The 26122-nt window shown below is 66.4% G+C and carries 25 protein-coding genes; 11 read left to right on the top strand and 14 right to left on the bottom strand.

Annotated features, from left to right (window positions below):
* Nucleotides 1–46 precede the first annotated feature (46 nt).
* Nucleotides 47–562 carry a hypothetical protein gene (locus ABZ293_RS34760; protein WP_355187728.1) on the top strand — a complete coding sequence of 172 codons (516 nt, stop codon included), beginning with the start codon at nt 47–49 and terminating at the stop codon, nt 560–562.
* On the opposite strand, the gene ABZ293_RS34765 is transcribed toward ABZ293_RS34760, so the two are convergent.
* The 5 genes from ABZ293_RS34765 to ABZ293_RS34785 form a co-directional block, all read right to left on the bottom strand.
* Nucleotides 559–1590, bottom strand: a complete 1032-nt coding sequence (locus ABZ293_RS34765; protein ID WP_355187730.1) for a glycoside hydrolase family 172 protein — start codon at nt 1588–1590, stop codon at nt 559–561. The two genes, ABZ293_RS34760 and ABZ293_RS34765, sit on opposite strands and share 4 nt — an antisense overlap.
* Nucleotides 1587–2051, bottom strand: coding sequence for a thioredoxin family protein (locus ABZ293_RS34770; protein ID WP_355187732.1), 465 nt, complete (start codon nt 2049–2051; stop codon nt 1587–1589). Before ABZ293_RS34770 ends, ABZ293_RS34765 begins: the two co-directional genes overlap by 4 nt.
* Nucleotides 2052–2110: 59 nt before the next feature.
* A complete protein-coding gene (locus ABZ293_RS34775) occupies nt 2111–3592 on the bottom strand; it encodes an FGGY-family carbohydrate kinase (RefSeq protein ID WP_355187733.1) in 1482 nt (493 codons plus the stop codon).
* A gap of 27 nt (nt 3593–3619) precedes the next feature.
* Nucleotides 3620–5032 carry an L-fucose/L-arabinose isomerase family protein gene (locus ABZ293_RS34780; protein ID WP_355187735.1) on the bottom strand — a complete coding sequence of 471 codons (1413 nt, stop codon included), beginning with the start codon at nt 5030–5032 and terminating at the stop codon, nt 3620–3622.
* Nucleotides 5033–5115: 83 nt separating this feature from the next.
* Nucleotides 5116–5970, bottom strand: coding sequence for an SDR family NAD(P)-dependent oxidoreductase (locus tag ABZ293_RS34785; RefSeq protein ID WP_355187737.1), 855 nt, complete (start codon nt 5968–5970; stop codon nt 5116–5118).
* Nucleotides 5971–6077: 107 nt separating this feature from the next.
* Between ABZ293_RS34785 and ABZ293_RS34790 the strand changes: the two genes are divergently transcribed.
* On the top strand, nt 6078–6668 hold the full coding sequence (locus tag ABZ293_RS34790) for a TetR family transcriptional regulator (RefSeq protein ID WP_355187739.1): 591 nt from the start codon (nt 6078–6080) through the stop codon (nt 6666–6668).
* Here ABZ293_RS34790 and ABZ293_RS34795 read toward each other — a convergent pair.
* Together ABZ293_RS34795 and ABZ293_RS34800 are read right to left on the bottom strand one after the other, a co-directional pair.
* Nucleotides 6646–7527, bottom strand: a complete 882-nt coding sequence (locus ABZ293_RS34795; protein WP_355187741.1) for a glycosyl hydrolase family 32 — start codon at nt 7525–7527, stop codon at nt 6646–6648. The genes ABZ293_RS34790 and ABZ293_RS34795 overlap by 23 nt on opposite strands.
* A gap of 68 nt (nt 7528–7595) precedes the next feature.
* Nucleotides 7596–8486: a LysR family transcriptional regulator gene (locus ABZ293_RS34800; protein WP_354956184.1), complete on the bottom strand. Its 891-nt coding sequence runs from the start codon at nt 8484–8486 to the stop codon at nt 7596–7598.
* 110 nt (nt 8487–8596) lie between these two features.
* Between ABZ293_RS34800 and ABZ293_RS34805 the strand changes: the two genes are divergently transcribed.
* Entirely contained in the window at nt 8597–9757 is a 1161-nt protein-coding gene (locus ABZ293_RS34805; protein WP_355187743.1) for an iron-containing alcohol dehydrogenase, read from the top strand.
* Between the two features lie 31 nt (nt 9758–9788).
* On the top strand, nt 9789–10415 hold the full coding sequence (locus tag ABZ293_RS34810) for an NAD(P)H-dependent oxidoreductase (RefSeq protein WP_355187745.1): 627 nt from the start codon (nt 9789–9791) through the stop codon (nt 10413–10415).
* Nucleotides 10416–10453: 38 nt separating this feature from the next.
* Here the strand turns inward: ABZ293_RS34810 and ABZ293_RS34815 are convergent, their stop codons facing one another.
* The 3 genes from ABZ293_RS34815 to ABZ293_RS34825 form a co-directional block, all read right to left on the bottom strand.
* Nucleotides 10454–11224 (bottom strand): tyrosine-protein phosphatase, encoded by a 771-nt coding sequence (locus ABZ293_RS34815; RefSeq protein WP_355187747.1) that lies wholly within the window; start codon nt 11222–11224, stop codon nt 10454–10456.
* A gap of 4 nt (nt 11225–11228) precedes the next feature.
* Complete coding sequence (locus ABZ293_RS34820) at nt 11229–13472, bottom strand: pyruvate, phosphate dikinase (RefSeq protein ID WP_355187749.1); 2244 nt, start codon at nt 13470–13472, stop codon at nt 11229–11231.
* A gap of 422 nt (nt 13473–13894) precedes the next feature.
* Nucleotides 13895–16174 carry an excinuclease ABC subunit UvrA gene (locus ABZ293_RS34825; protein WP_355187750.1) on the bottom strand — a complete coding sequence of 760 codons (2280 nt, stop codon included), beginning with the start codon at nt 16172–16174 and terminating at the stop codon, nt 13895–13897.
* Between the two features lie 64 nt (nt 16175–16238).
* On the opposite strand from ABZ293_RS34825, the gene ABZ293_RS34830 reads away from it, so the two are divergent.
* Nucleotides 16239–17207, top strand: coding sequence for a YafY family protein (locus ABZ293_RS34830; RefSeq protein WP_355187752.1), 969 nt, complete (start codon nt 16239–16241; stop codon nt 17205–17207).
* Nucleotides 17208–17448: 241 nt separating this feature from the next.
* On the opposite strand, the gene ABZ293_RS34835 is transcribed toward ABZ293_RS34830, so the two are convergent.
* Genes ABZ293_RS34835 through ABZ293_RS34850 form a run of 4 tightly spaced genes read right to left on the bottom strand, consistent with a single transcriptional unit; the run spans nt 17449 to nt 21447 of the window.
* Nucleotides 17449–18267 (bottom strand): SDR family NAD(P)-dependent oxidoreductase, encoded by an 819-nt coding sequence (locus ABZ293_RS34835; RefSeq protein WP_355187754.1) that lies wholly within the window; start codon nt 18265–18267, stop codon nt 17449–17451.
* A gap of 15 nt (nt 18268–18282) precedes the next feature.
* The gene (locus ABZ293_RS34840; protein WP_354956199.1) at nt 18283–19014 is read right to left on the bottom strand and encodes a glucose 1-dehydrogenase; all 732 of its coding nucleotides are present in this window, start codon (nt 19012–19014) and stop codon (nt 18283–18285) included.
* Between the two features lie 10 nt (nt 19015–19024).
* Nucleotides 19025–20695: a 3-oxosteroid 1-dehydrogenase gene (gene kstD / locus ABZ293_RS34845; RefSeq protein WP_355187755.1), complete on the bottom strand. Its 1671-nt coding sequence runs from the start codon at nt 20693–20695 to the stop codon at nt 19025–19027.
* 14 nt (nt 20696–20709) lie between these two features.
* Complete coding sequence (locus ABZ293_RS34850; RefSeq protein ID WP_355187757.1) at nt 20710–21447, bottom strand: glucose 1-dehydrogenase; 738 nt, start codon at nt 21445–21447, stop codon at nt 20710–20712.
* 170 nt (nt 21448–21617) lie between these two features.
* On the opposite strand from ABZ293_RS34850, the gene ABZ293_RS34855 reads away from it, so the two are divergent.
* The 6 genes from ABZ293_RS34855 to ABZ293_RS34880 all read left to right on the top strand — a co-directional run bounded on the left by ABZ293_RS34855 (nt 21618) and on the right by ABZ293_RS34880 (nt 26052).
* Complete coding sequence (locus ABZ293_RS34855) at nt 21618–22745, top strand: LLM class flavin-dependent oxidoreductase (RefSeq protein WP_354956205.1); 1128 nt, start codon at nt 21618–21620, stop codon at nt 22743–22745.
* A gap of 28 nt (nt 22746–22773) precedes the next feature.
* Entirely contained in the window at nt 22774–23562 is a 789-nt protein-coding gene (locus tag ABZ293_RS34860; protein WP_355187759.1) for a glucose 1-dehydrogenase, read from the top strand.
* Nucleotides 23563–23572: 10 nt separating this feature from the next.
* The gene (locus ABZ293_RS34865; RefSeq protein WP_355187760.1) at nt 23573–24514 is read left to right on the top strand and encodes an alpha/beta hydrolase; all 942 of its coding nucleotides are present in this window, start codon (nt 23573–23575) and stop codon (nt 24512–24514) included.
* On the top strand, nt 24511–24906 hold the full coding sequence (locus tag ABZ293_RS34870) for a hypothetical protein (RefSeq protein ID WP_355187762.1): 396 nt from the start codon (nt 24511–24513) through the stop codon (nt 24904–24906). Before ABZ293_RS34865 ends, ABZ293_RS34870 begins: the two co-directional genes overlap by 4 nt.
* A gap of 103 nt (nt 24907–25009) precedes the next feature.
* Complete coding sequence (locus ABZ293_RS34875; RefSeq protein WP_355187764.1) at nt 25010–25525, top strand: hypothetical protein; 516 nt, start codon at nt 25010–25012, stop codon at nt 25523–25525.
* A gap of 110 nt (nt 25526–25635) precedes the next feature.
* The gene (locus ABZ293_RS34880) at nt 25636–26052 is read left to right on the top strand and encodes a nuclear transport factor 2 family protein (protein ID WP_355187766.1); all 417 of its coding nucleotides are present in this window, start codon (nt 25636–25638) and stop codon (nt 26050–26052) included.
* The last annotated feature ends 70 nt before the right edge of the window (nt 26053–26122 follow it).

The raw sequence follows: 26122 nt of genomic DNA on the forward strand, positions 1-26122 counted from the left end.
ACCGGCATCGCGTGGCATTTCGCCCCGCCGCACCGCGGATTCCCGGATGAGGCAGACTGTCGCGGTGAGCGACGACCCGGACCGGCACGCCGACGTGCACGTCCGCACGGGCGACGGAACCACATTGCCCGCCCTGACGGATCCGCTGCTGGACGATCTGCTGCACGCGCCACCCGACCTCGACTGCCCCGCGATCGTGGTCAGCCGCGGCGAGCACGCCTACATCCAGGCTCGCCTGCTGCCCGACAACGTCTACGAACTGGAGCACCGCGCGGACGGGGCGGACGACTGCTTCCAGATCTACACCCCCGACGCCCGGCTGGTGCGCGATGTGATGTGGGCGTGGATCGACGAGGACCCTTGGTGGTGTGCTGGCGTCGGGTGGTACCGCGTCGACCCGGCGGTCGCGGAATTGGAAGCCACCCGTCGCGAGTTGTCCGGCCTGCTGGACGGGTTGTCGGTGATGGATGGCATCGAATCGGCGATGGACGATGCCCTGTCCCGCGCCGATGAGCTACTCGCGATGGAACTGCCGGATGACGAGGACCTGAGCCCGCACTAGGCCCTGATACCCCGCACTGGGCCCTGATACCACAGCGCCGTCGTCGCGATATCCGCGTTTTCCAGCGGCAGGTACGTGCCGTCGTCATGCCAGCCGAGCGCCTGCATTGTCACGCGCAACTCCCGCTGGTAGCAGATCGGATCGCGGATATGCCAGCGATACATGCCGAATCGCTGCTGTGGCCGGTAGATCTCATCCGACGGCAGCACCTGGTGCAGTCCGAGGTAGGGCGTCGAATAGGTGCGGTACGCGCCGTCGAGGTCGAAGTTCCAGGCGCCGCCGAAGTAGTCCTCGGTGCCGGTGCCGCACAGCGTCGGATGGGTGGTGTCGCCGTCGAGGTAGAACTTCAGCTCGCCCTCACCCCACCAGCCCGGTGCGCCCGGCCGGATGGCCAGGTAGGTGCCGACATATCGGCCCGGTCCGGGCACCGTGTCGAGGATGGTGTGCACGGCGGGCGCGCCCAGCGGTGTGCCGGTGCGACGCAGCGCGTGCAGATATCCGGCGTCCGCAGGGACGTCCTGCTCGGTGTAGGTGAACTGGTAGTAGACCGGAACCGCACGCGCACCACCATTGTGCAGGGTGATCCTGGCATGCGCGCGAAAAGGCATGGGCCAGTAGCTGTTCAGGCCTCCGGCCGGGGCGACGACCACCATTTCCGATCGCACCAGCGCCAATTCGTCCCAGCCATTGCAGAAGAAGTCGCCGAGCGGCAGCTCGATCGCGGGCTGCGGCTCGGCGTCCCAATACATGCGCAGGGTGATCAACCCCAGCGCGCTGCGGTCCGTGGTGAGCCAGCAGTGCCGGAGTACACCGGGGCCGGAAATATCTGCCAGCGTTGCGGTTTCGCCCGCCGCCAGGTGAATGGAGGGTGAGACTTTCCAGCCGGGGCCGAGCAGCCGCGCCGCGTGTGCGCCGGTGCCATCGGTCGCGCGAGCACCCGCACCAGGGGCACCGGTCGGATTCTCCGCACTGATCGAGCGGGTGCGCGCAGCATCCAGGCGCCAGAGTTCCGACCCCGGCGTGCTCACAGCCCCGGCCAGCCGTATCGGTCGGTCACCGCCGCGTGGCCCGCGCGCTTCTGGTAGGTGAAGCCGGTCTGCGGCTGTTCGGGCTCGCCGACCGACACGCTGGCCGAGAGCTCGGCCAGCTCGCGCCGGAACTGGTCCATATCCAGCCAGAGGATCTGCTGCACCAGTTCCTCCATCGATTCGGCGGCCATCGATCCGGCCTCCGAATACACCAGCAGGCCCTCGCGGAAGGCCATGAGGGTCGGATAGGCCTCGATCTTGGCCACCTGGGTCAGCTGCTGTTCGACGTCGATATCGACCGTGCCGTAGACGATCTCGGGGTGCAGATCCGAGGATGCCTCGAAGACTTCGGCGAAGCGGCGCGATGGCTCACACCATTGCGCGCCCCAGTCGATCAGCACGATATGACTGTTCGCGACGGTCGCGTCGAAGTTATTTCGGGTCAGGGTCATGGTCGGCATCGAGATCCCTCGCGATCACTGTCCTATCGGCAACATTGCATCCTCGCACAGGCACGGGCTTATGGGGGAGGTGCGGATCGGTGCTGTTCCGCCGCAAGGAAATGCGCGATATGCCTGGTGGACTCGTACATCTCGCGGTAGCGCTGGTAGTACGCAGCGTAAATTGCTCCGCGCTCCGGATCGGGTTCCACCACGCCGATGACGGGGTTCCAGCCCGCGGTATCGACGCCGACGGCCGCCGCCGCGAGCAGGGCGTCGCCGAGGCAGGCCCCGACGGTATCGGCCGGGAGTTGCTGCGGCAGGCCGGTCGCATCGGTGACGATCTGGGTCCAGAGCCCGCCCTTGGTGCCGCCGCCTACCGCGACCAGCCGTTGCGCCTGCCCGCCCGCGGCGGTCATTGCCTCGAGGTTGTGCCGCACGCCGTAGGCAATGCCCTCCAGCACCGCCCGATACAGCTCCGCACGTCCGTGTCCGAGGGTGAGACCGGCGATTATGCCCCTGGCGTCCGGATCGAACAGCGGTGTGCGCTCGCCCGCGAAATAGGGCAACACGAGCAGGCCGCGACTGCCCGCGGGGACCTCGGCGGCCTCGGCCACGAGTTCGGCGAAGTCGCCGCCGACGAGTCTGCGCAGCCAATCCGTGACCGCGCCCGAGGTCGCCATGCCCGCCGCCGATGTGTAGGTGCCCGGCCAGGCTCCGCAGGTGAGCCACAGTCCGGGATGCGGTCGCGGATCGGTGAGCACCTGCACGAGGAACATGGTGGTGCCGTACATGATCATCGCATCGCCGGGTGCGCGGACGCCGACGCTGGCGGCCTCGGCCCAGGCGTCGATGGTTCCGGTGGTGACCGGGAGTCCGGCGGGTAGTCCGGTTGCTGCTGCGGCGGCCGCGCGCACCCGTCCGACAATCTCAGTGGGCCAGAACAATTCGGGCAATGCCAGACCCGGTGCGACGGCAGCCGCCCAGTCCCACGCCCAATTGCGTTGGCGCAGGTCATATATCGGCACGCACTGGCTCGCCGATTGATGGTCGAGCACATAGCGGCCGGTAAGTCGATGCACCAGAAATGAACTCGCCATCAACAGCATGGTGGTGCGGGCCGCGACCTGTGGCTCATGGCGGGCCAGCCAGCGCAATTTGGGGCCGACGGCCTGGCTGGTCAAAGGGGAACCACCGCGCTCGAGCACCGCGGCTGCGCCGAATTCCCGGTTCAGTTCGGCGATTTCGGCGGTAGCCCTGGTATCTACGCCATACAGGATGGCCGGGCGCAGCGGAGTTCCGTTGGCGTCGGCGGGCAGCAGGCAGGGGCCGATCCCGGATACGCCGAGTGCGTCGAGGGGCGCGCCGCCGGCCGCATCGAGGAGTTCGCGGATGATCGCGCAGAATTCCGCCCACCAAATCCCTTCGGCATCATGTTCGACCCAACCCGGTCGCGGCGTCGAAACGCCGTGCGTACATTCGGATCTGGCGATGACGGTGCCGTCCGGCCGGACCAGCACGCCCTTGGAACTGGAGGTTCCGATATCAACTCCGAGGAACATATCCGGCCCTCCTGTTCGTGGAGCTCGTCATCGGGTGAATTCGTCGACGGTGATATCGAGGAGATCGCAGGCGGCTCGGACCGGGGCCCGATGATCGCCGGGAACCGCGTGAATATGGTTGGCGCCGAAGCGGGACAGGAAATCTCCGGCATGTGCGTCCAAGCGGGCGAAGGCATGTGGCCATTCCCAGGTGGACTGCTTCATCAATGCTTCGTTGGTCGCCGGGTCGTAGGTTTCGAAATCGCCCAGCATCAACTGCATTCGATAGTCGCCGTCCTTGCGGGTGAGGCGGGCCAGGGTCATGCGGCCGGGTGCGGCCAGATGGTGCACGGAGGCACCGCCCGCCGGGAAGAAGAACACCTCCGGATATAGGTGCACATTGGCCAGGTTTTCGTGCGGATCCTCGCTGCGGGCCGCGAACCAGGTGGCGTGTTGGCCGGAGTTGCACAGATCCCAGATATCGCGGTCCGCGTGATAGTGCCGGACATCGGCGAAGAGCACCGGGGTGTGCGCGATTCGATGGAGCAGCTGCATGGTGAGCGCGCCGTCCATATCTGCTTCGGTCGCGCACACATGGGGTTGTTTGGGGCCGTTCCAATCGTAGGGATCATTGAGGAACGCCTCGGTGATATCCATGGTCGCGAAGTATTGGGTGAGTTCGGGCTGACCCTTGATACCGGAGAAGTCCAGGCGCCATTCGGCGATCAGTTCGCGCACCGCCAGATATGAGCGGATCTGTCGTTCCAGCAATTCCGGGGTGAGTTTCACGCCGTCGTAGTGCACACCAGCGGTATTGCGCTCCAACCACTCGCGCGCCCCCTTCGCCTCCCCGGCATCGGCCGATTCGGCGCGGCGCACGATCTCCCACTGGTCTATTTCCTCGACATCGACGCCGAACATGCGCTGCCACTGATCGGTATTGGCCACGGCCGTATTCATCCCCATCGGCCGACCGCCGAAGCGCCCGAAAGTGCTACCGCGCAAACTGGATACGGCCGCCGCCGCGGTGGCATGGATGCCGATCGCCGCGATCAGCTCGGTATCGGCCGGATCGCCCCATAACCGGGCGTGCGCGCGGCCGATCTGATCGAGTGCACCGCCCGCGGCCAGCATGCCGACCATGCCGGGCTGCACCGGATCGATATTGGACAGCAGCAGTAGCGGCCCCGGCGTTGCCCCCGCGGCCAGCATGGTGAAGTGCGGGAATGCCCACACCGCGTAGTGCAGCACGGTGAGATCCACACCGGCGGCGGCCACTTCGCGGGCCACCGATCCGGCCAATGCGTTCGTACTGATCGGCGCCGCGCCGCGGACCACCTCGTGTCCGGCCGCCTGCAATCCGGCGACCAGCCGATCCTCCGTCGATTCGATGAATTCCGCGATGCCGGCGTGCACGTAGTCACGCCCATCGGAAATGCTCATAACCCCGATCCGCGCCATCGCGACCGCCTCCCAACGCGCAGGCCCCCTCCAGGATTATCCATCCGGAGGGGGTGGCGGGTGGTCGGCTTCGGGTCAGCGGGTCAGCGGTCGTTATCCACCGGTGATGTTCGGTCGTCGACCAGCTCCGCGGTGATCGCGTCCAGGCGCCGGGCCCGGGCCGGATCGAAGTCCGTGCCAGCCAGGGGCAGTCGCGTGCGGCGCCGGAAGGCCGCGAGCGGTTCGGTCGGCGGATGGTCGATCAGCTCAGCGATGGGGACGATGGCCTTGTGCACCGGTTGCCCGGCCACCAGCAGCCACGCCTTGGTGAGCAGACGGTGCATCATTGGCAGCGGATCGGCCATGGCGGTGCGCACCATCAGCGGGTTGTAGAGCACATATCGGGTGCGTGCCCCGGGATGGCGTTGCGGAAATTGCGCGCCGAGCAGGTCGATGCAGCGCGAGGACTGCATGGACGCACGCATACCGCGATAGCCGTCGCGCAGTTGCAGGTCATCCCATTCGATGGTGCCGGGCAGTCCACCGGGGCCCGCGATATTCATGATGACCGGTACGGTGGCGCGTTCGAGTGCGTCGAACAGTCCGTGCCCGAGGACATACCGGCTCAGATACAACAGTGCGAAGGTGTATTCGAAACCGTCGGCGGTCTCCTGGCGTACCGACCGGAAGTTCTGCGCGCCGAATACCAGCCCGTCGACGGTGTCGGTGACGGCCTCGACCTCAGCGAGCACCTTTCGCATCCCGGCGACCGTGCTGAGATCGGCCTGTACGAAGACGGCCCGGTCGGCGGCGCCGAGCGCGGCGGCCTCGCTCAGGAACCGGGCGCCTTTGGCCGCACCGCTGGCCACCGCGAACACCCGGTCGCCGCGGCCGAGGAAGTGCAGCCCCAGCCCCTTGCCCATGCCGTCGGTCCCGCCGGTTATTACGTAGGTGCGCATCGAATCGCTTCTCCTCGAGTCAATTTCGGTTGAGTCACCGGCCGGTGATATCGAGGCTAGAAAGCGTGGATCGGGCAAGTCAACAACTGATGACTTACGCTGACTTCATGACCGAAACCGCAGCGCCGGGCCGTCGGCGCGACCGTGCCGCCACCCGATCCGCACTGCTGGACGCCGCCCGAATCCGGTTCGCCACCATCGGATTCGACCGCACCGGCGTCCGGGATATCGCAGGTGATGTCGGGGTGGATCCGGCGCTGGTGTTCCGCTACTTCGTTTCCAAGGAGCAGCTCTACGCCGAGGCGATGTACCTCGAGATCCCGAAAGGGGTTGCTGCCGACCCGCATCGACCGGTGGTGTCCATCGTCGATGCGCTGCTGCGCGATGTCGTGTTCGAGGATTGGCCCGCCTTCGGTGGTGAGCATCCGCTGCTGGCGATGTTGCGGTCTTCGGGCCATGCGGCCGTGCGCGACCAATTGCGCGCCCAGCTCTGCGATGGCTACCTGCGGGATATGACCGCGCGCCTGGACGGTCCCGATGCCGCCCTGCGCGCCGAATTGATCGGTGCGGTGCTGCTGGGTCTGGGGGTGATGCGCTCGGTGGTCGGCGCGCCCGCGGTGTCCGGGGCGACCTTCGAGCAGACCAGGGCGCTGGTGGCGGATATGGTCCGGGCGGTCAGCGGGGGACGGACGCGGTGACGGAGGGCGGGTTCGGGAAGGTGAGCGGTGCCAGATGCACACCGCCCTGGGCCCAGCCCGCGCTGGTGATCCACCAGCGGTCATCGTCGCGGACGAGTTCGGCGGCGTGGGCGGCGATATGGCCCGCTTTGTCGCCGATACGGAACTGGTAAGGGCTGTCGCTGCGGAATACGTCGGTTCCGAGGTAATGCGGGCGTGGACCGATGAACAGGTACCACCAGCCGCCGTGCTGCACGATGAACGGCGATTCGGTATTGCCCGCCTCGGTGCCGCTACTCGGGTCTGTATAGGCGATATGCCGATCGCCCCAGTGCACCAGGTCCCCGGAGGTGCGATAGGCGACCACATGGTGACCGCCGCGCGGTGCGCTGGTGGCGCAGTAGTACATGACCCACTGCTCGCCGATCCGCAAAACCATCGGATCCCTGGCGTCGTAGCCGTCGCGGAACAGTGGCCCGGACCGGCTGCGGGTCCAGTGGTACAGGTCGCGCGAGGTGGCCAGATTCATCGCGGCAGCGGTCCGATCGACGCCGCCGCCCGCGTAGAACATGTAGTACCGGCCGTCGACGCCGATGACATGCGGTGCCCACAGATGTGTCTCGCCGTAATCGCGATCCACGGTCAGGGCGGGCGCCTGCTTGGTCCATGGTCCGTGCAGCCGGTGTGCGGTGGCGTGGGCGAATTCGATTTCGTGGAACGGGTCGGCCGGTTCCGGATGGGTGATGCCGAACAGGTGCCAGCGACCCGATGCATCGCGAACCACGGTGTGGTCGTTGATGTACCACGGGTGCGGCTCACCGGCACTGGGGTCGTACACCCTCGCGAACGCGCCGGCCCGCACCACCTCGCGCGTTGCCATACGCTCATGATGCCGGGGACAGGCCCCGCCGAGGCGGGGTCCGAGACATTGAGATGTGGTGTCACTATTTAGGTGCCAGGTATCAGGCCGTCGTGGGTCGCCACGATGGTGCGCAGCATCGCGACCGCGGTTCGCACCCGGGCGAGCCGGTGCAGGTCCCGCGGCACGACCAGCCAATATTTCCGGGTCACCGTGACCTCCTCGGCGAGAACGCGGTCGAGCCGCGGATCGGAATCGCCGATATAGAGCGGCAGCACGGCGACGCCCAAGCCGCTGGCAACGGCGTTCCACTGGCCGGTGATGTTATTGGTCTGAATGCTCACGCGATGGCCCGGCAGGATGTCATCGAGAATCCGAAGGGCGGGAATGTCGAGCAACGCGTCGACATAGCCGATCAAACGATGGTCGCGCAGGTCGGGGACGCGAGTGATGGGCGGATGCGCGGCAAGGTAGCCGCGCGCCGCGAACAAACCCAACCGGTAGTCCGCGAGTTCGCTGACTTCCACGGACCTCGGCGACGGGGGCTCGAGGGTGACCGCGATATCGAATTCCCGGGTCGCGACGACGTCCTGCCTTGTCGCGGTGACGATTTGGATATCGAGGTCCGGATGCTGCGCGCACAATTCGGCCAGATTCGGTGCGAGGAGAAACGCGCCGAAACCATCCGGGGTGGCGATCCGGACCGTGCCCGACAACCGGCCACCCGCCGCAATGCTCTCCATGGCGGCCAGCAGGGTCGACTCGACCGCCTCGGCGTGGGCCAGCAGGCGGTACCCCGCGTCGGTGAGCACCCATCCGCTCGGGGCCCGATCGAATAGGCGGATTCCGAGTGAGCGCTCGAGCGCGGCGATTCGGCGGCTCACCGTCGTGTGATTGACACCTAGCCGCTGCCCGGCGCTCACCAGCCGGCGGGTTCGGGCAACCTCGAGGAAGTACCGGAGGGCATCCGCATCGATCATCGACGCATGCTACCGGCTCTGTGCGAATACGCACAGCAATGTGCCGATTTGATGCTTGCGATCTGCGACATGTCGCACGAGACTCGACCGCTGTAGGAAGGAGATCAACAGTGATCGCACACCTCGCACTACCTCGCATCCTGCGCATCGGCGGCGGCGCAGTCCGCGAAATCGCTGACGTGGTTGTAACTCTCGGGCTGACCCGCCCGCTCGTGGTCACCGACTCGTTCCTCGTCGGTACCGGCGCGGCGGAGCGAATGATCAAAGACCTCACGGCGGCCGGACTGTCACCGAGGCTGTTCCCAGATACCGTCCCCGATCCGACCACCGATTCGCTGGCCGCCGGCCTGCTCGCCATCCGCGAGCACGGCTCGGACTCGGTGATCGGATTCGGCGGCGGCAGTCCGATGGACACCGCCAAGGCGCTGGGTTTGCTCGGCCGGCAGGGCGGGCAGATGCGCGACTACAAGGCTCCGCGCACCAATGTCGGCCCCGCGCTGCCGGTCATCGCTGTCCCGACGACCGCCGGAAGCGGTTCGGAGGCAACGCAATTCGCGGTGATCAGCGACAGCGATAGCGACGAGAAGATGCTGTGTGTCGGGCCCGCGTTCCTGCCCGTCGCCGCGGTGATCGACTACGAGCTGACGGTCTCGATGCCGCCGCGGCTGACGGCCGACACCGGCGTGGACGCGCTCACCCACGCCATCGAGGCCTACGTCAGCAGGAGGGCGAATCCCTTCGCCGACAATCTCGCGCTCGTCGCCGTCGGAGCCATCGGCCGCGTCCTGCGGCGCGCCTACGCCGACGGAGACGATATCGAGGCCCGCGAGCAGATGATGCTCGCCGCCACCACCGCGGGGATGGCGTTCTCGAATTCGAGTGTCGCGCTCGTACATGGGATGAGCCGGCCGATCGGCGCGCATTTCGGTGTCGCGCACGGTCTTTCCAACGCCATGCTGCTGCCGGCCGTCACCGCGTTCTCGGTCGGAGCGGCAGCGGACCGCTACGCCGACTGCGCCCGCGCGTTCGGGGTGGCCACCAGCCTCGACGGCAACGCCACCGCTGCAGGCAATCTCGTCTCGGCGCTGACCGAGCTGTGCCGAGACCTACAGGTGCCCACGCCCGAGGCATACGGCATCGACAGACAACGGTGGCATGAGCTGATCCCGGTCATGGCCGAGCAGGCGCTGATCTCGGGTTCACCCGCCAACAATCCGCGCGTGCCGGCCGATGCCGAGATTCGCGGTCTCTATGAACAGATTTACAGCTGAACCAGCACCCGCCGACATCTCGAGGATGGTCATGACACGTTTGCTCCACATCTCGGCTTCGCCGCGCGGCGAGCAGTCAGAGTCGATCGCATTGGCCGACAGCTTCCTGGCCACCTATCGGGAAGCGCATCCGGACGCGGTGATCGATGAATGGAATCTCTGGGAGACCGACCTGCCGGACATGGGACCAGCCGCCGCGCAGGCGAAGATGAACGCCCTCACCGGCACTCCTCTCACCGACGCTCAGAACACGAGCTGGAATCGGGTGCTGGACACCTTCCGCCGCTTCGACAGCTACGAGCACTACTTGTTCAGTGTGCCCATGTGGAACCATGGGCTGCCCTATGTCCTCAAGCATTTCATCGACGTGATCTCGCAGAACGGTCTGCTGTTCGCCATCGACCAGCAGACCGGCTACCGCGGCCTGCTCGCCGGCAAGAAGGCCGCTGTCGTCTACACGGCCGCCGTCTACCACCCCAGCAGCCCGGACGAATTCGGCGTCGACTTCCACGCCACGTACTTCGACTACTGGCTGCGGTTCGCGGGCATTACCGATGTGGCGCGAATTACCTTCCATGCCAATATGTTCGATGACAATGCTGGCGCGCTCCGGGAGCAGTCGCACCGAGCGGCCGCCATTCTCGGCAAAGGCTTCTGAATCAAACTGGGACACGACCTCAGGTATTAAAACTCGAGCTAGTCGGCGTCCACGAGTACCTTGCGGAGTTGAGCCAGTTCGGCAGCGGAAAGGCCATGTGCGCGCAGCCATTCGCCCGCGCCACCGTGCGTGGTGCGCAATTCGTCGAGGAACCGCATGATCACATCGGGATCGACCCCGAGTATGCCGGTACGCACCGGGGGCAGTCCGTGATACGACGGCAGCGCATCGAGGCGTTGCCGAATGCGTTCCAGCCGTTCGCCGGTGAGCGCGTAATCGGCGGCGATCACCTCGGCGGGCACACCCACCGCATCCAGCACCACGGCCGCCAGCACGCCGGTGCGGTCTTTTCCTGCGGCGCAATGGAAGACGACCGAGTGACGCGCGGAATCGGCAATGATGCGTGCCGCCGCAACGATGGATTCGCCACTGTCGGAGAGGAGTTCGCGGTAGAGGGCGACGAGATCATATTGTCTGCCGTCGGGAACGAGTTCGGCGGCAGTCGCGGCGACGGTGCTCGCCTTGCGCACCGGCAGGTTGACCATCCGCACGGCCGCATTGCCGGTCAGCCTGCCGTAGCCCTCGCGCAGCACCTCGTCCGGGTTGCGCAGGTCGATCAGGGTGCGCAGGCCGACCGGGCCGATGAGTCTGCTCAGGTCGTCCTCAGTGAGATGCTGGGGCGTGCTCGCGCGGTAGACGACGCCGAATCGGGTGGTGCCGCCGCCGACTACCGGAAGACCGCCGAGGTCGCGGACATTGTCGATTTCGGCGAAGTCCACCCATCGCCGCTGCGCATTATCGGTGAACATGGCGCTAGTGGGCTCGGCCCGCGGCGGCTTCATCGGCGCGGCTCAGGCCGCACAGGCCGATGAGGTCTTCGTGCAATTCGAACCACACCGTGTGATAGCTGTCCATGATCGGCCGGGCCACCCAGCTGTGGTCGCCACCGTTCATGCGCTCGACGGCGCGGGTCAGCCGATCGGTGTAGGGCGTGAGGCGGGGCGCGATCGCGCCGATGCGTTCGACCAGCGGTGCGACGCGGTGGTGCAGCGTGCTGAGCCGCGCCAAAATCGCTGCGTCATAGGCATGGTCGGAGTGATCGTTCACCGTACTCGCGTCCTTCATCTGCCATGCCGTGATGACTTCTTTGAGCTCGGCATTGAACTGGCAGAATTCATCGTAGGCCGCGGCGATGACGGTCCGGTCGATGTCGGCGCGCTCGTGTGCCAAGAGTTGGGTCAGTTGTTCGCGGCCGTGCGGGGTCAATCGCACGCCGACCGGTGTGCTGGCACATAGCCCGCGAGTGACGAAATCACCACTGCGGGAGACGGCTTCGGTCTCAGCGATATCGAGGCTCGCGGCGACGGCGTTCGGCTGCACGCGGCCCTTGATGCCGATCAAGCGCAGTATCGCGAGCTCGGAAACCTCGGGTTTCGCCTGGATGGCATTGTGCGCGCCGGTATCCGGAGGGGCTGCTGGTAGTCGCAACACTTCGGCCTCGGAATGCCCTGCTGTTGACGCGGATTCGGTTCGATCGCGGTCGGCCAGGAACTCGGGCAGGCCGGTGGCATCGACCCGCGCCCACTGTGCCAGGCGATCGACGTCCTCGAGCACCGCGGCATCCACCGCCTTTCCGGCCACCTGGCCCGGCCAGACCGTGCCCGCTCCGCCGTCGACGGTGACGAGGCGACCGGCCAGCGCCTCGACAACCCCTGGGCCGCAGCCGACAACACATGGGCGGCCCAGTTCGCGGCTCACCAGCGCGGCATGCGAGGTCGCGCCGCCGAGTTCGGTGACGATGGCCTGCGCCGCGATCATGCCGTGCAGATCGTCCGGGCTGGTCGTCGGGCGCGCCAAGATCACCTGTTCGCCAGCGGCGGAACGTGCTTCGGCTTCGTCCGGATCGGTGACCACCACACCGGCGGCGAGGCCGGGGCAGGCGGATTCACCATGGGCGAGCGGGGTCAGCCCGGTGTCATCGCCGGATGCGGGGCGCAGGACCGTCCGCAGTTGGTCGGCGCTGACCCGGCGCAATGCCTCGTTCACATCGATGAGGCCCTCGTCGACCATCCCGACGGCGGCGCGAACCGCCGCGCGCGCGGAGCGCTTCGCCGGCCGCGACTGCAACAACCACAGCCGGCCGGACTCGACCGTGAATTCGATGTCTTGAATATCGCGGCCGTCGCGCTCGAGGAGTTCGGCGGCGGCGAGCAATTCCCGATGCACATCGGGCAGCGTCGCCGCGAGTTCGTCCAGCGGACGCGGGGTGGTGCGCCCGGACACGACATCCTCGCCCTGTCCGCCGATCAGCCATTCACCGAAGACCGCGCGTTCGCCGGTATTCGGGTTCCGGCTGAACAGCACGCCCGTCCCCGAGTGCGCGTCGAGATTGCCGAACACCATGGCCTGCACCGTGACCGCCGTACCGAGCGTGTCGGAAACGCCACGGGTGCGTCGATAGGTCTTGGCGCGCGCGGAATCCCACGATCGGAACACCGCGGTGATGGCACCGCGCAACTGTTCCCACGGATCCTCGGGCACAATGCCATTCGCATCGCCCAGCACGATTTCCCGATACTGGGTGCTGAACCTGCGCCGAGTGTCACTGGCATACACCGGATTTCGGGTCTCATCGGTCAGTGCCCGCTCGACCGCGTCGGTCATCCCCAGATTCAGGACGGTATCCATCATTCCGGGCATGCTCACCGCGGCCCCGGAACGCACCGAGACCAGCAGCGGCCGCTGCTCGGAACCGAACCGCCGTCCCGTCCCACGCTCCAGTGCGGCGATACCCTCGCGTACCCCGGCCCAGATCTCCGCACCGAGCACCCCGCCATTGGCTCCGAATTCCGCCCAGGCCTCGGTCGTCAGCACGAACGCTGGCGGCACCGGCAGTCCCAGCCCCCGCATGTGATCGACGCTCCACGCCTTCCCGCCGATCCGCTCCCGCGAAAGTCGACACGTCCCATCGAGCTCGACAATGGATGCGTGCCGATCGGAATCGAGCCCTCCGAAGACCGCCTCCGGTCGCTCCACCGACTCCACTCCGATCGTCATGTCACTCCTCACGTTGTCGACAGCCACCAACCCAGCAGGTGACAAGGGCAGATCATCGGTTCGCCGGACCGAGGCTCGGCCGTCCGATCGCCCTGGCGAATACCGCCCCGTTTCCGCGCGCCGCGGGGCAGCGCAATCCCAGATTGCCGCCGCGTAGCGCTGCGGCGTACCGGACGTCCCGGTCAGCAGGATGTGCCGCAGCGATCGCGGCGCCGGATCCGCGGACTACCACGACAAGCCTCGGACACTCCAGCGCACCGGCCAGCCTGGCCGAGGACTGGCGGTTTGCCGCGGTCTTCGCGTGCATGGAGGAGTGGGCCCGAGCCACCGGATGGCGTTCGCGCTGATCAAAACCGCGAGCATGTGCTCACCGGATCACCGCGGCAAACCTGGCCGCTTCAGCGCGCCGACCGGGTCCACGATCAATGCGTCACGCTGCGCCGCAGGTAGTCGGCGGTGATGGAGCGGTGGTCGTCGAGCAGTGCCGTGGGAGTTCCGGTGAAGACGATTTCGCCGCCGTGCTTACCGCCATCGGGCCCGAGATCGATCACCCAGTCGGCCCGCTTGACCACCTCCAAGTCGTGTTCGATGACGATCACCGTATTGCCCGCGTCGACCAGTCGGTCCAGCAGTGCGAGCAGCGTGTCGACGTCGGCCATATGCAATCCGGTCGTCGGCTCGTCGAGCACGTAGATGCCGCCCCTGCGGTGCAGGTGGTCGGCGAGTTTGAGGCGCTGGCGCTCACCGCCGGACAGTGAACTCAGCGAGCGTCCCAGCGTCAGGTAGCCGAGGCCGACCTCGTTCAGTGCACGCAGCGGCAGGTGAATCTTGCTGCCCGCGTTGCCGTTCCAGAAGTCGAGCGCCTGCTCGGCCGTCATATCCAGAATATCGGCGATGGATGCGCCGCGAATCGTGTAGCCGAGCACCTCGGGTCGGTAGCGGCGGCCATGGCAGCTCTGGCAGACGGTGGTGATCGGGTCCATGTACGCCAGATCCGTGAAAATAACGCCAGCGCCGCCGCATTCGCCGCACGCACCCTCGGAGTTGAAGCTGAACAAGCCGGGCTTTACGCCGTATTCCTTGGCGAACAATTGCCGCATCGGGTCCATGATGCCGATGTAGGTGGCGGGACTTGAGCGGCGGGAGGCGGCAATGGCCGACTGGTCGATGGCGATGGTCTGCGGATAGGCGGTGACGAATGCGCAGGACACCAAGGTGCTCTTGCCCGAACCCGCCACTCCGGTGACCGCGGTGAGCACACCGGTGGGGAACCGTGCGGTGACGTTCTTCAGATTGTAGGAGTCTGCGTCGGCGACGGTGAGCCAGCCGGTCGGGGTTCGGTTGCCGCGCTTGATCGGCCGGACGAGACGCAGCCGCTCACCGGTCAGTGTGCCCGAGGTACGCAGCTTTGTGAGCGCGCCCTCGAAGACGACCTGACCGCCGTGTCCGCCCGCGCCCGGCCCCATATCCACGATATGGTCCGCGACGGCGATGACATCGGGGGAGTGCTCGACCACCAGCACGGTATTTCCCTTGTCCCGCAACTGGATCAGCAGCTGGTTCAGCCGCCCGACATCGCGCGGGTGCATGCCGACGCTGGGTTCGTCGAAGATATAGGTCATTCCGGTGAGACTGGAGCCGAGATGCCGAACGACCTTGAGCCGCTGGGCTTCACCGCCGGAAAGCGTGGACGTCTCACGGTCGAGTGAGAGATAGCCGAGGCCCACCTCCGCGATCCGCCGCAACCGGGCAATGGCGGCAGCGGCGATCGGCGCGGCGGGGGTCTGCGCGAGTGCGCTCAGCACCTCGATCAGGTCGGACACCTCGAGGCGGCCGTATTCGGCAATGCCGAGACCATTGATCCGGCTCGCCAATGCGGCGGAGTTCAGTCGTGCGCCACCGCATTCCGGGCAGATCTCCTCGCTGATCACTGCCGTCGCGGCCGCGCGATTCTTATCGCTCAATGCACCGAGGTCGCGTTTGATATAGAGCCGGTCGAAACGTTCCAGCAGCCCCTCGTAGGCATTGCTGCCCATCGATCCGGTCCTATTGAGTCGCGGCACCCGGAACCCGTTGCCGTGCAGGAACAGTTGCCATTGCTCGGCGGTGAAATCGCGTAATGGCATATCCGGATCGAAGAGTCCGGATTCCGCATAGAGCTGCCACTGAAAAGTGCCCACCGCGAAGGGTGCGAAGTTGATGGCGCCCGCATTGAGCGATTTGTCGGTATCGAGCAGCTTGTCCAGATCCGGCCGCACGACATGTCCGAGCCCGCCGCACTCCGGGCACATGCCCAATGGGTCGTTGAACGAATAGTGGGTCGCCGCACCGGCACTGGGCTCGCCGTAGCGCGAGAACAGCACTCGGATGATCGACTGGATATCGGTCATCGTGCCGACGGTGGAGCGGGAGTTGCCACCGATCGGCTTCTGGTCGACCACCACCGCGGGCGCGAGATTGTCGATCACGTCGGCCTCGGGCCGCTCGTACTTGGGCAGCCGGTTACGGATGAACCAGGTGAAGGTCTCATTGAGTTGGCGCTGCGATTCGACGGCGACGGTGCCGAAGACCACCGACGATTTGCCCGATCCGGATACCCCGGTGAAGACGACGATCTTGCCTTTGGGGATGGCCAGGGAGATATTGCGCAGGTTGTTGGCACGGGCCCCGATGATCTGGATGGTGTCTCGGTCTGCGTTCACAATCGCCACGGTAGAGCCGAATGAGGTCAGGATCGGTCCTCATTGGGGGGTCATACTGGGAGCTGTGACCGAAACCGCCGCCCGCCTGCTGCAACTGCTGTCCCTACTGCAGACCCGTCGCGAGTGGACCGGTCCGGAACTGGCCGAACGCCTCGGTGTGACTGTGCGGACGGTGCGGCGCGATATCGAACGGCTGCGTGAATTGGGGTATCCGGTGCACGCGAGCCTCGGCTCGATCGGCGGCTACCGCCTGGCTGCGGGGACCGCGCTCCCGCCGCTGCTGCTCGACGACGACGAAGCGGTCGCGATCACGCTCGGGCTGCGCAATGCCGCACTCGGCGCGGTCGAGGGCATCGACGAGTCATCGGCACGCGCGCTGGTCAAACTCGAGCAGGTGCTGCCCACCCGGCTGCGCCGCCGCGTCGAGGCGGTGCGGTTCGCGACGCTCTCGCTCGGTGGACCCGCGGCCGGACCGCTCATCGACCCCGAAACCCTGGTTGTGCTGGCCGCCGCCTGCCGCGACGGCGAACGCATTCGCTTCCATTACCGCGATAAGGGCGATACCGAAACCCGCCGACTGGCCGAACCGCACAACCTCGTCTCCGCGGGCCGCCGCTGGTACCTGGTCGCCTGGGATATCGACCGCGCCGACTGGCGCACCTTCCGAGTCGACCGCATCGAATCCGCACAACCGATCGGAATACGCAGTACGCCAAGGAAATTACCCACCGAGGACGCCGCAGCCTTCGTCACCGAATCGCTCGCGGAATCCCGCCCGATACGCCGAGTCGTCTTCATCGTGCACGCCCCGGCCCCGGAACTGATCGAAAGCTTCCGCGTCCGCCCCGAGGAAATCGAGCCGATCGACACCAAGACCTGCCTCCTGCGCACCACTGCCGACTCATTGGAATGGACCGCCCTCCGAATCGCCCACCTGGGCCTGGAATTCGAGGTCAGGGAACCACCGGAGATGGCGGAAATGCTCCGCGACCTCGGCGCGAAGTTACTGCGCGCGGCCCACGCGAGCGGATGAAACGGGACATGCTGTGCCGCAATCGGAATCAGCGGCACCGCATCGGCCGAGGCCGAAAGGTCGGGCAGGACCGCCGAGGCGGGGCGGTGCTGGTCAAATCCCACGTCATGCCGAGGCCGCCGACGGTGCCCGGGAGATCGGGCCCCGCCGAGCAGGCCACGACCTCCCGGCCAGCGCGGGCTGCGGCAACGGCGGGCACGAAGTCGGTGGTCGGTGTGCGAATCACCAGCGGGTCATGGTCTCACTCGACTTCTTTTTTCATCTGCGCCGTCAGGATGCGCTGGTAGCCGGAGCCGAAAATTCGGGGCAGCAAATCGATTACGCGGGCGTCGGCACCGATGAGAATCTTGGCCTTGTCCTTGCGGATGCCGCGCAGGATGGTCTTCGCGGCGGATTCGGGTGTCGTCTTGGCCAATTTGTCGAAGTTGGCGGCCAGGGCGTCGCGGTCGCGGTCGCCGCCCGCGCGGGCCTTCCAGGCGATGTCGGTCTTGATCATGCCGGGATGGACGCTGCTGACGCCGACCGGGTAACCTGCGATCTTCATCTCCTGGCGCAGTGCGTCGGTGAAGCCGCGGATACCGAATTTGGTTGCGTTATAAGCGCCCTGGCTCGGACAGGCAGCCAGTCCGAACATGCTGGAGACATTGGCGATATGGCCGTCACCGGATGCGATGACCTGCGGCAGAAAGGCTTTCGTGCCGTACATGACGCCCCAGAAATTGATGCCGACGATCCACTCGAAGTCTTCCCAGCTCAACTCCTCGACATTGGCGGTCAGCGAGACGCCCGCATTGTTGACCACGAGATTGGCCGGGCCGAAATCGGATCGGACCTCGTCGGCGTGTGCGTAGACGGCGGCGCGATCGGTGACATCGAGCCGATAGGCGCGTGCCTCGGCCCCAGCCTGTTCACACAGTGCGACGGTTTCGCTGACATTGGCCAGGTTTCGCCCGGACAACGCCAATCTGGCGCCCTGGCCCGCCAACTCCAGCGCGAGCGCGCGACCGATGCCAGCACCCGCGCCGGTAATGACGACGACCTTGTCCTCAAAGTTCTTCACAGCAGGTGTCCTTGGTTATTTGGTGGTGTAGCCGCCGTCGGCGACGAATTCGGAGCCGGTGCAGAAGCTGGACTCGTCGGAAATGAGGAACAGCACGAGGTTGGCCAGCTCACCCGGCGCCGCGGCACGGGGGAGCGGCTGGTCGTGCACCATCGAGTTGGAGCGGTCGGAGTCGGCGGTCATCTCGGTGGCCACGACACCGGGATGGACCGAATTGACTCGGATTCCGTCGGCGCCGAACTCCTGGGCGGCGGCCTTGGTCATCCCGCGCACCGCCCACTTGGACGCGACATAGCCGAGGATATTGCTGAAGGCGATGATGCCGCCGATCGAGGAGATATTGACGATCGAGCCGCCACCGGCCCGGCGCATCGACGGCACAACGGCCTTCATGCCGAGGAAGACCCCGACCTGGTTCACATCGATGACGCGGCGGTAGTCCGCCTCCGCCAGCCGCTCGATCGGATCGACATGCACGATCCCCGCATTGTTGACCAGACCCCAGACCGGTCCGAAGGTGCGCTCGGCCTCGGCAACAACTGCCGCCCACGCGGATTCGTCGGTGACGTCGAGCGGAACGAACAGCGCGCTGTCACCGAGTTCGGCGGCCACCGCCTTGCCCTCGTCGGCGAGGACATCCGCGATTACGACCGAGGCTCCCTCGGCCGCCAAGCGACGGGCGAATGCGGCGCCCATGCCGCGCGCACCGCCGGTAATGATGACGGTCTTGCCTGCGACTCTGTCCACGTCATACTCCTCAGGGATGTTCGAGATCGGCGATGTACTGGGCGGCGATATAGCCGAACACCATGGCGGGACCGATGGTCGCGCCCGCGCCCGCGTAGCTATTGCCCATGACGGCGGCCGAATTGTTGCCCGCCGCATAGAGTCCGGGGATCGGCGCACCGTCCGCGCGCAGCACCCGGGAGTGTTCGTCGGTGACCAGACCGCCCTTGGTGCCCAGATCGCCGGGCACCATCTCGACCGCGTAGAACGGGCCCTGATCGATCGGCGCCAGGCACGGATTCGGGGTGATGGTGGGGTCGCCGTAGTAGCGGTCGTACGCGGATTCGCCGCGATGGAAGTCCTCGTCGCGCCCGGCGCGCGCGAAGCCGTTGAAGCGCTCGACCGTCGCGGTCAGGGCTTCGGCCGGCACGCCGATCTTGGTGGCGAGTTCGGCCAGTGTATCGGCCTTCTTGATGATTCCGGCGTCGAAATACTTCTGTGGGATGGCCTGTTTCGGGAAGGTGCCCAGGAACAGGTACCGATCGCGAAAGCGCTGGTCCATGATGAAATGTGCGGGCACATGGCCGACACCGGTGGCGTGCCGCTCGTACATGGTGTGCACCACATCGACGTAGCTGGCCGATTCGTTGGTGAACCGCTCGCCCGCGTCATTGACCATGATCGCGCCGGGCTGGGAGCGTTCGGCCAGGCAGAAGAACGGCGGTCCGTCCGGATTGCGCACCGAGGGGCCCCACCAGGCGTCATCCATCAGATCCAGTGCGGCGCCGAGCTTTTCACCCGCCACAATGCCGTCGCCGACATTCTCGGTCGCGCCGACGGTCCAGTCGGTGCTGACCGGCTCGGCGAAGAATCGCTCGCGCATCTCCAGGTTGTGCTCGAAACCGCCAGCGGCGAGCACAACACCGCGGCGCGCGCGGATAACGATCGGCGCACCGTCGCGCTCGGCACGCACACCGACCACCACATCGTCGTCGGTAATGAGATCGGTGAGTGGCGTATTCAGCCAGACCGGCACACCCGCGTCGCGCAGTGCCAGCCACAGCCGCGCCACCAGGGCCTTGCCGAGACTCAGCGGCTGCCGCCCGCGAATGCGGTTCAGCACGGCCTTCGCGCCCACCTTCAGCGCGGTGCGCTTACCCTTCCAGGTCCGCGCGATCATATTCAGATCGTGGAAGTCGCTGACGGTGAACGCGATGCCCTTCGGGCCCGACATGGTCGGCCGGTTGATCAGCTCCATATCCTTGCCGAGCAGACGGCCGTCGACGATCGCGGGTTCGATACTGCGGCCCTGCGCGAGTCCGCCGGGCAGCTCCGGGTGGTAGTCGGAATAGCCACGGTCATAGACGAATTGGAGATGGTTCGTGCGCGCGCCGAGATAGGTGAACATCCGCGGCCCGTTGTCCAGGAAGGCGTCCTGCTTCTCCTGCGGAATCCGGTCGCCGACAACGGATTTCAGGTAGACCCGGGCCAGGTCCGGATTGTCCGGCACACCCTCGCGCACCAGCACCGGATTGTTCGGAATCCAGACACCGCCGCCGGAGCGGGCGGTGGAACCGCCAAAGCTGCCGCTTTTTTCGATCAGCACCACCGAAAGCCCGCGATAGGCGGCGGTGAGCGCGGCCGTCATACCCGCCGCGCCGGAGCCGACGACCACGACGTCGTAGGTGTATTCCTGAGACATCTGGCTCTCCTTCCCTAGTAACCGGCGCCGGTGAGCATGCCGCCGTCGATGACGACCTCGGTTCCGGTGCAATAGCTCGCGGCATCGGAGGCCAGGAAGACCACCGCCTCGGAGACCTCACCGGACTGTCCCCAGCGCGGAATCGGCAGACCGGCGAAGAAGCTGTTGCCGTCGACGCCCGAGCCCGCCGCCGCCGTCATCGGGGTCGCGATGCCGCCGGGATGGATGGAGTTGACCCGGATTCCGTCCTTGCCGAGTTCACGGGCGGCCGATTTGGTGAGTCCGCGAATCGCGAACTTGCTCGCGCTGTAGGCGGAGAGGCCCGCCGCGCCGATGAAGCCCTCGACCGAGGAGATATTCACGATGGCGCCACCGCCGGTCATGGCGGGTGCGGCGGTTTTGATACCGAGCCAGGTGCCGGTGACATTCACCGTCATGATGGTGGTGAAGTCGGCCAGGCTCATCTCGGCGATGCGCTGGAAGCGCAGCATGCCCGCATTGTTGACGAGCACATCGAGTCCGCCGAACTCGTCCACCGCGCTCCGCACCGCGGCGGCCCAGTCCGCCTCGCTGGTCACATCGTGGTGCACATAGCGCGCGCCGGTCTCGGCGGCGAGCTGTTCGCCCTGCTCGTCGAGGACATCGCCGAACACCACCCGCGCGCCCTCGGCGACGAAGCGGCGGACGTGTTCGGCGCCCATTCCGCGCGCTCCGCCGGTGATCAGCGCGACCTTGTCATCGAGTCGACCCACTGCAGGTCCGTCCTTTCTGCGGCGTCGGTTCGATCGCCGTGTCGAATTCGACGCTATGGGCGCGAGGCCGACGCGCCCGGAGCCAGTCCCATCCACCGAGACATGCACCTGACCTCAACGAGAGCATCGGAAATATTTCTACTAGGCATATTGAGAAATGGAGGCAATGCATGAAGTTCTCGATGATCTTCGAGGCGCAGATGACCAACCCGTCGGCCGATCACGAACGGCAGGTCCTGCGCGACTGCGTCGAGCAGGCGGTACTGGCCGAGGAGATGGGTTTCGACACCGTCTGGGCGGTCGAACACCACGGCCTGAAGTGGTACGCGCATATGAGTGCGCCGGAGATCTTCCTGACCTGGGTGGCCGCGCGCACCGAGCGGATCCGCATCGGCCACGGCGTGGTGTGCATGCCGTTCAACTTCAACCACCCGGTGCGCGCGGCCGAACGCGCGGCCATGCTCGATGTGCTCTCCAACGGGCGGGTGAATCTCGGCGCGGGCCGCGGCGCCACGCCGCAGGAGACCTCCATGTGCGGTGTCGATCCCGACCGCACCTATCAGGAGGTGGAGGAGTCGCTGCGCATCATCGGCAAGGCCTGGCAGGATCCGGAGGGCGAATTCGAATGGCACGGTGAGCTGCTCGATATCGATCCGCATCCGATGCTGCCGCGTCCGGTGCAGCTGCCGCATCCGCCGCTGTTCATGGCGTGCACCAAGAAGGACACCCTGAAGCTGGCCGCCGACTACGGAATCGGTGCGCTGGTACTGGGCTTCGCGGGTGTGGAGGAGATCGCCGAACTGCGCCGCACCTACGATGCCGCCATTGCCGAGCGCACCGGGGAGAAGTTCGTCTCCACCGTAGTCAACGACCACTTCGCGGCGCTGTGCCCGACGATCGTGCTGGACGACCGGGAGAAGGCGCAGCAGATCGGTGCGCGCGGCCAGCGGTTCTTCGCCCAGTCCATCAAGCACTGGTACGGCGCGGGCCCGGTGCCGGACGAGGCCATCGACCCGACCGTGGACGAGATGGCCCGCATTCGCGAGGCCGCCGATGAGCATGTGGCATACCTGCACGAGGCGAAGATTCCGGTGAAGGCCGGGGCCACTTCGGTTTTCAATGCCGAACACGCCTACGGCAGTCCCGAGGACGCCATCGCCTACGTCGAGCGGCTGCAGGCGGCCGGTGCCGACGAGATCCTGTGCCTGATCCAGATGGGCACCGTGCCGCAGGAGGCCTGCCTGGAGACGATTCGGCACTGGGGCGAGAAGGTCATCCCGCACTTCCGCAAGAGCTAGTCAGAACTGAATTGGCAAGGAGCAGACAATGATCGATCTGACCGGCAAGGTAGCGCTGATCACCGGCGCCGCGCGGGGACAGGGTGCCGAGGAGGCTCGGCGTTTCGCCGCGGCGGGTGCCAGCGTGGTATTGACCGACGTGCTCGAAACCGAAGGTAAGGCCGTTGCCGAATCCATCGGCGCCGCCGCGCGTTTCGTGCGCCATGATGTGAGCAGTGCCGATGACTGGGCGGCCGCGGTGCAGACCGCGGTGACCGATTTCGGCAAGCTCGATGTGCTGGTGAACAATGCGGCGATCTACACGACGAAGGCGCTCACCGAGACCACTGTCGAGGAGTTGGAACGCATTCTGCGGATCAACCTGGTCGGCGCGTTCATCGGCATGCAGTCGGTCGTCGGCCCGATGGCGGCAGCGGGCGGCGGTTCGATCGTCAACATCTCATCGCAGGCCGGATTGCAAGGGCTGATGGGGCATTCCGCCTACGGTGCGTCCAAATGGGCACTGCGCGGGCTGACGAAGACGGCGGCGCTGGAGCTCGGTCCGGCGGGGATCCGGGTCAATTCGGTGCATCCCGGCCCCATCGCCACCCCGATGATCGGCCATCTCGGCCTCGGCACCGGGCCGGGCAGTTTCCCCGCGCTGCCGCTGGGACGGGTCGGCCTGCCGTCCGAGGTGGCGGATCTGGTGGCGTTCCTGGCTTCCGATGCCGCGGCTTTCATCACCGGTGCGGAATTGGCCATCGACGGCGGATTGTCCGCGGGACAGTTCATTCCGCCCGGCGCGATGCCGCCGGTCGGCGCCACCGGCGAGCGGTGAGGTACCGGCGATGCCGCTGAAGCCCGAGGCGCGGGCGATCGTCGATGTGGCTTCGGCGTCGTTCCCCGCATTGGGCACCGAGGTGCTCGATGCGGCACAGGCGCGCCGGATCCTCGCCGCTCGTCCGGCTCCTCCGGTGGCGCCGGTTCCGGTCGACCAGGTCGAAGAGCGGATGGTGCCCGGGCCCGCCGGAGCGCCGCCGGTGCGGGTTCGCCTGTATCGGCCCGCGGGCACCTCGTTGCCGATCGTGGTCTTCTTTCACGGCGGCGGGTTCGTGATCTGTGGCCTGGACAGTCATGATCAGCTGTGCCGAGCCATGAGCAACGGTGTCGGCGCGATCGTGGTATCGGTGGACTATCGGCAGGCGCCGGAACACCGCTTCCCGGCGGCGGCCGAGGATGCCTATGCGGTACTGGAATGGGTTGCGGCCCAGGCGAATACATTCGGCGGGGAGCCGGACCGGATCGCGGTCGCCGGGGACAGCGCGGGCGGGAATCTGGCCGCGGTGACGGCGCTGATGGCGCGCGATCGCAATGGGCCCGATATCGTCCACCAACTGCTGGTCTATCCGATGTTGGATCCGGCACGTGACACCGCGTCCTACCGGGACAATGCCAACGGGTACTTCGTCACCGATGACCATTTGCGGTGGTACTGGGAGCAATATCTCGGATCCGACGGCGATGCGGCCAACCCCTACGCGGCACCGCTGCGTGCCACCGACCTCTCCGGGCTGCCGCCCGCCTATGTCATTACCGCCGAATTCGATCCGCTGCGTGACGAGGGTGAGCAGTACGGCGCTCGGCTCCGCGAGGCAGGTGTCGAGACCGTGCTGATCCGCTACGACGGCCAGTTCCACGGCTTCTTCACCATGGCCGACAGCCTGCCCGATGCGAAAGAAGCCACCGCCCAAGCCTTTTCCGCACTCCGCCGTGCATTGGAGGTCCAATGAGTGCACCATCGCGCAGCGATTCGATCAAGGATGGGACGGTCGAACGACTCGGCACGATTTTCCCCGTCGACAATCTCACCGCCGCCATCGATCTGCTCACCGCGGTATTGGGCACCACCGCGACATTCGTCGACGGCAACCGGTGGGCGCAGTTCGATATCGGTCCGACCCGAGTCATGCTCGCGGGTGCCGATGAGCGTGATATCCCATCCCTTGCGGTCAAGGTCGGCGATCTGGACGCCACCCTCGCTCGTCTCCGGGCCGCCGGATTTCCGGCCGACGAGCCGGTGACCGGGCCGCACGAACGACGCACCGCGGTCCGCCCGTCTCTCGAATCACCGTGGGCGATAGTTCTTTACGAACCCGCTCCCGCGAATCGTCCGACTGGATAGCCGCGCATCGCCTGGGCCGTGTGGCTCAGCTGACTTCGCGCACCACCGTCCATTCGCTACCGTATGGGTACCGTTCCATACGGTAGCGAATGGAGGTTGGGTCGTGGTTCGAAACATCCATCAGCGGGAGTATCCGGTGCCCGCGGAGCAGGTCGGCGCGCTGCTCGCCAGGGCCGCCGATCCGAACAGTCCGGTGTGGCCGCCCGGCTGGCCCGCGCTGGTGCTCGACCGGCCGCTCGGCGTCGGGGCCGACGGCGGCCACGGGCTCATTCGGTATCGGTGTACCGAGTGGGTGCCGGGTCGCCGCGTGCAGTTCACCCTCGCACCCGGGTCGTTGCTCACCGGCACGCACACCTTCGACGTGCTGGATGGCAAGTGGCCGGACAGCAGCATCCTGCGCCACGAGATCGACGCCCGCCTGCATGGGATGGGCTACATCCTGTGGCCGGTCGCGATCCGCTGGATACACGACGCCATGATCGAGGCAATCCTCGATAGAACCGCCGTCTCGCTGGGGCATCCGCCCGTTACTGCGGTCCGCCCATCGCGGTGGGTCACCTTTCTGCGCAAGGTCATGTCCCGTCGCGCGACCGCCGCGCTCGCGGATTCGACCGCGTAGGCACGCCCAATCCGTTCAGCAGCAGGGTCAGCAGCCGGTCCGCCTTGGCGGCCGGGTTCGGTGTGTCCTAGGCGGCCCAGGCAATGGCGCCCGCGCAGTACAGTCGTCACATGGCACTGTCGGCGCAGGACCGAATCGAGATCGGCGATCTGATCGCACTGCACGGTCACCTCATGGACGCGGGTGAGCTGGATCGGATGGACGAGCTGTTCACCGCCGGAATCACGTACGACCTCAATGATTTCGGATCGGGGGAGCTGCGCGGAATTCCGGCGCTGCGGGAGGCGGCGGTCGCACTCGGTGACGGGAATCCGGTCGGACACCACATTACGAATGTGGTCATCACCGAGACGGACGGCGCGGTTCGGGTGCGGTCGAAGGGGATCGGGATCCACGCTGACGGGAGCAGCCGCAGCGTGGAATACGACGATACGGTCGTGCGCGAGGCGGCTGGCTGGCGCATCTCCTATCGCCGGGTGATCCTGCACGGAGCGCCGCTCGGTGGTCGCGTGACCAAGTCTGCCTAGGGCGGAGAACATACGCCGGCCTTGTTTTATCGGCGACACATTTGTTAGCTGTATGCGGACGGTCGCGCGT

The sequence above is a fragment of the Nocardia sp. NPDC005998 genome (genome assembly GCF_040614395.1).
In the GTDB taxonomy this organism is placed as follows: domain Bacteria; phylum Actinomycetota; class Actinomycetes; order Mycobacteriales; family Mycobacteriaceae; genus Nocardia.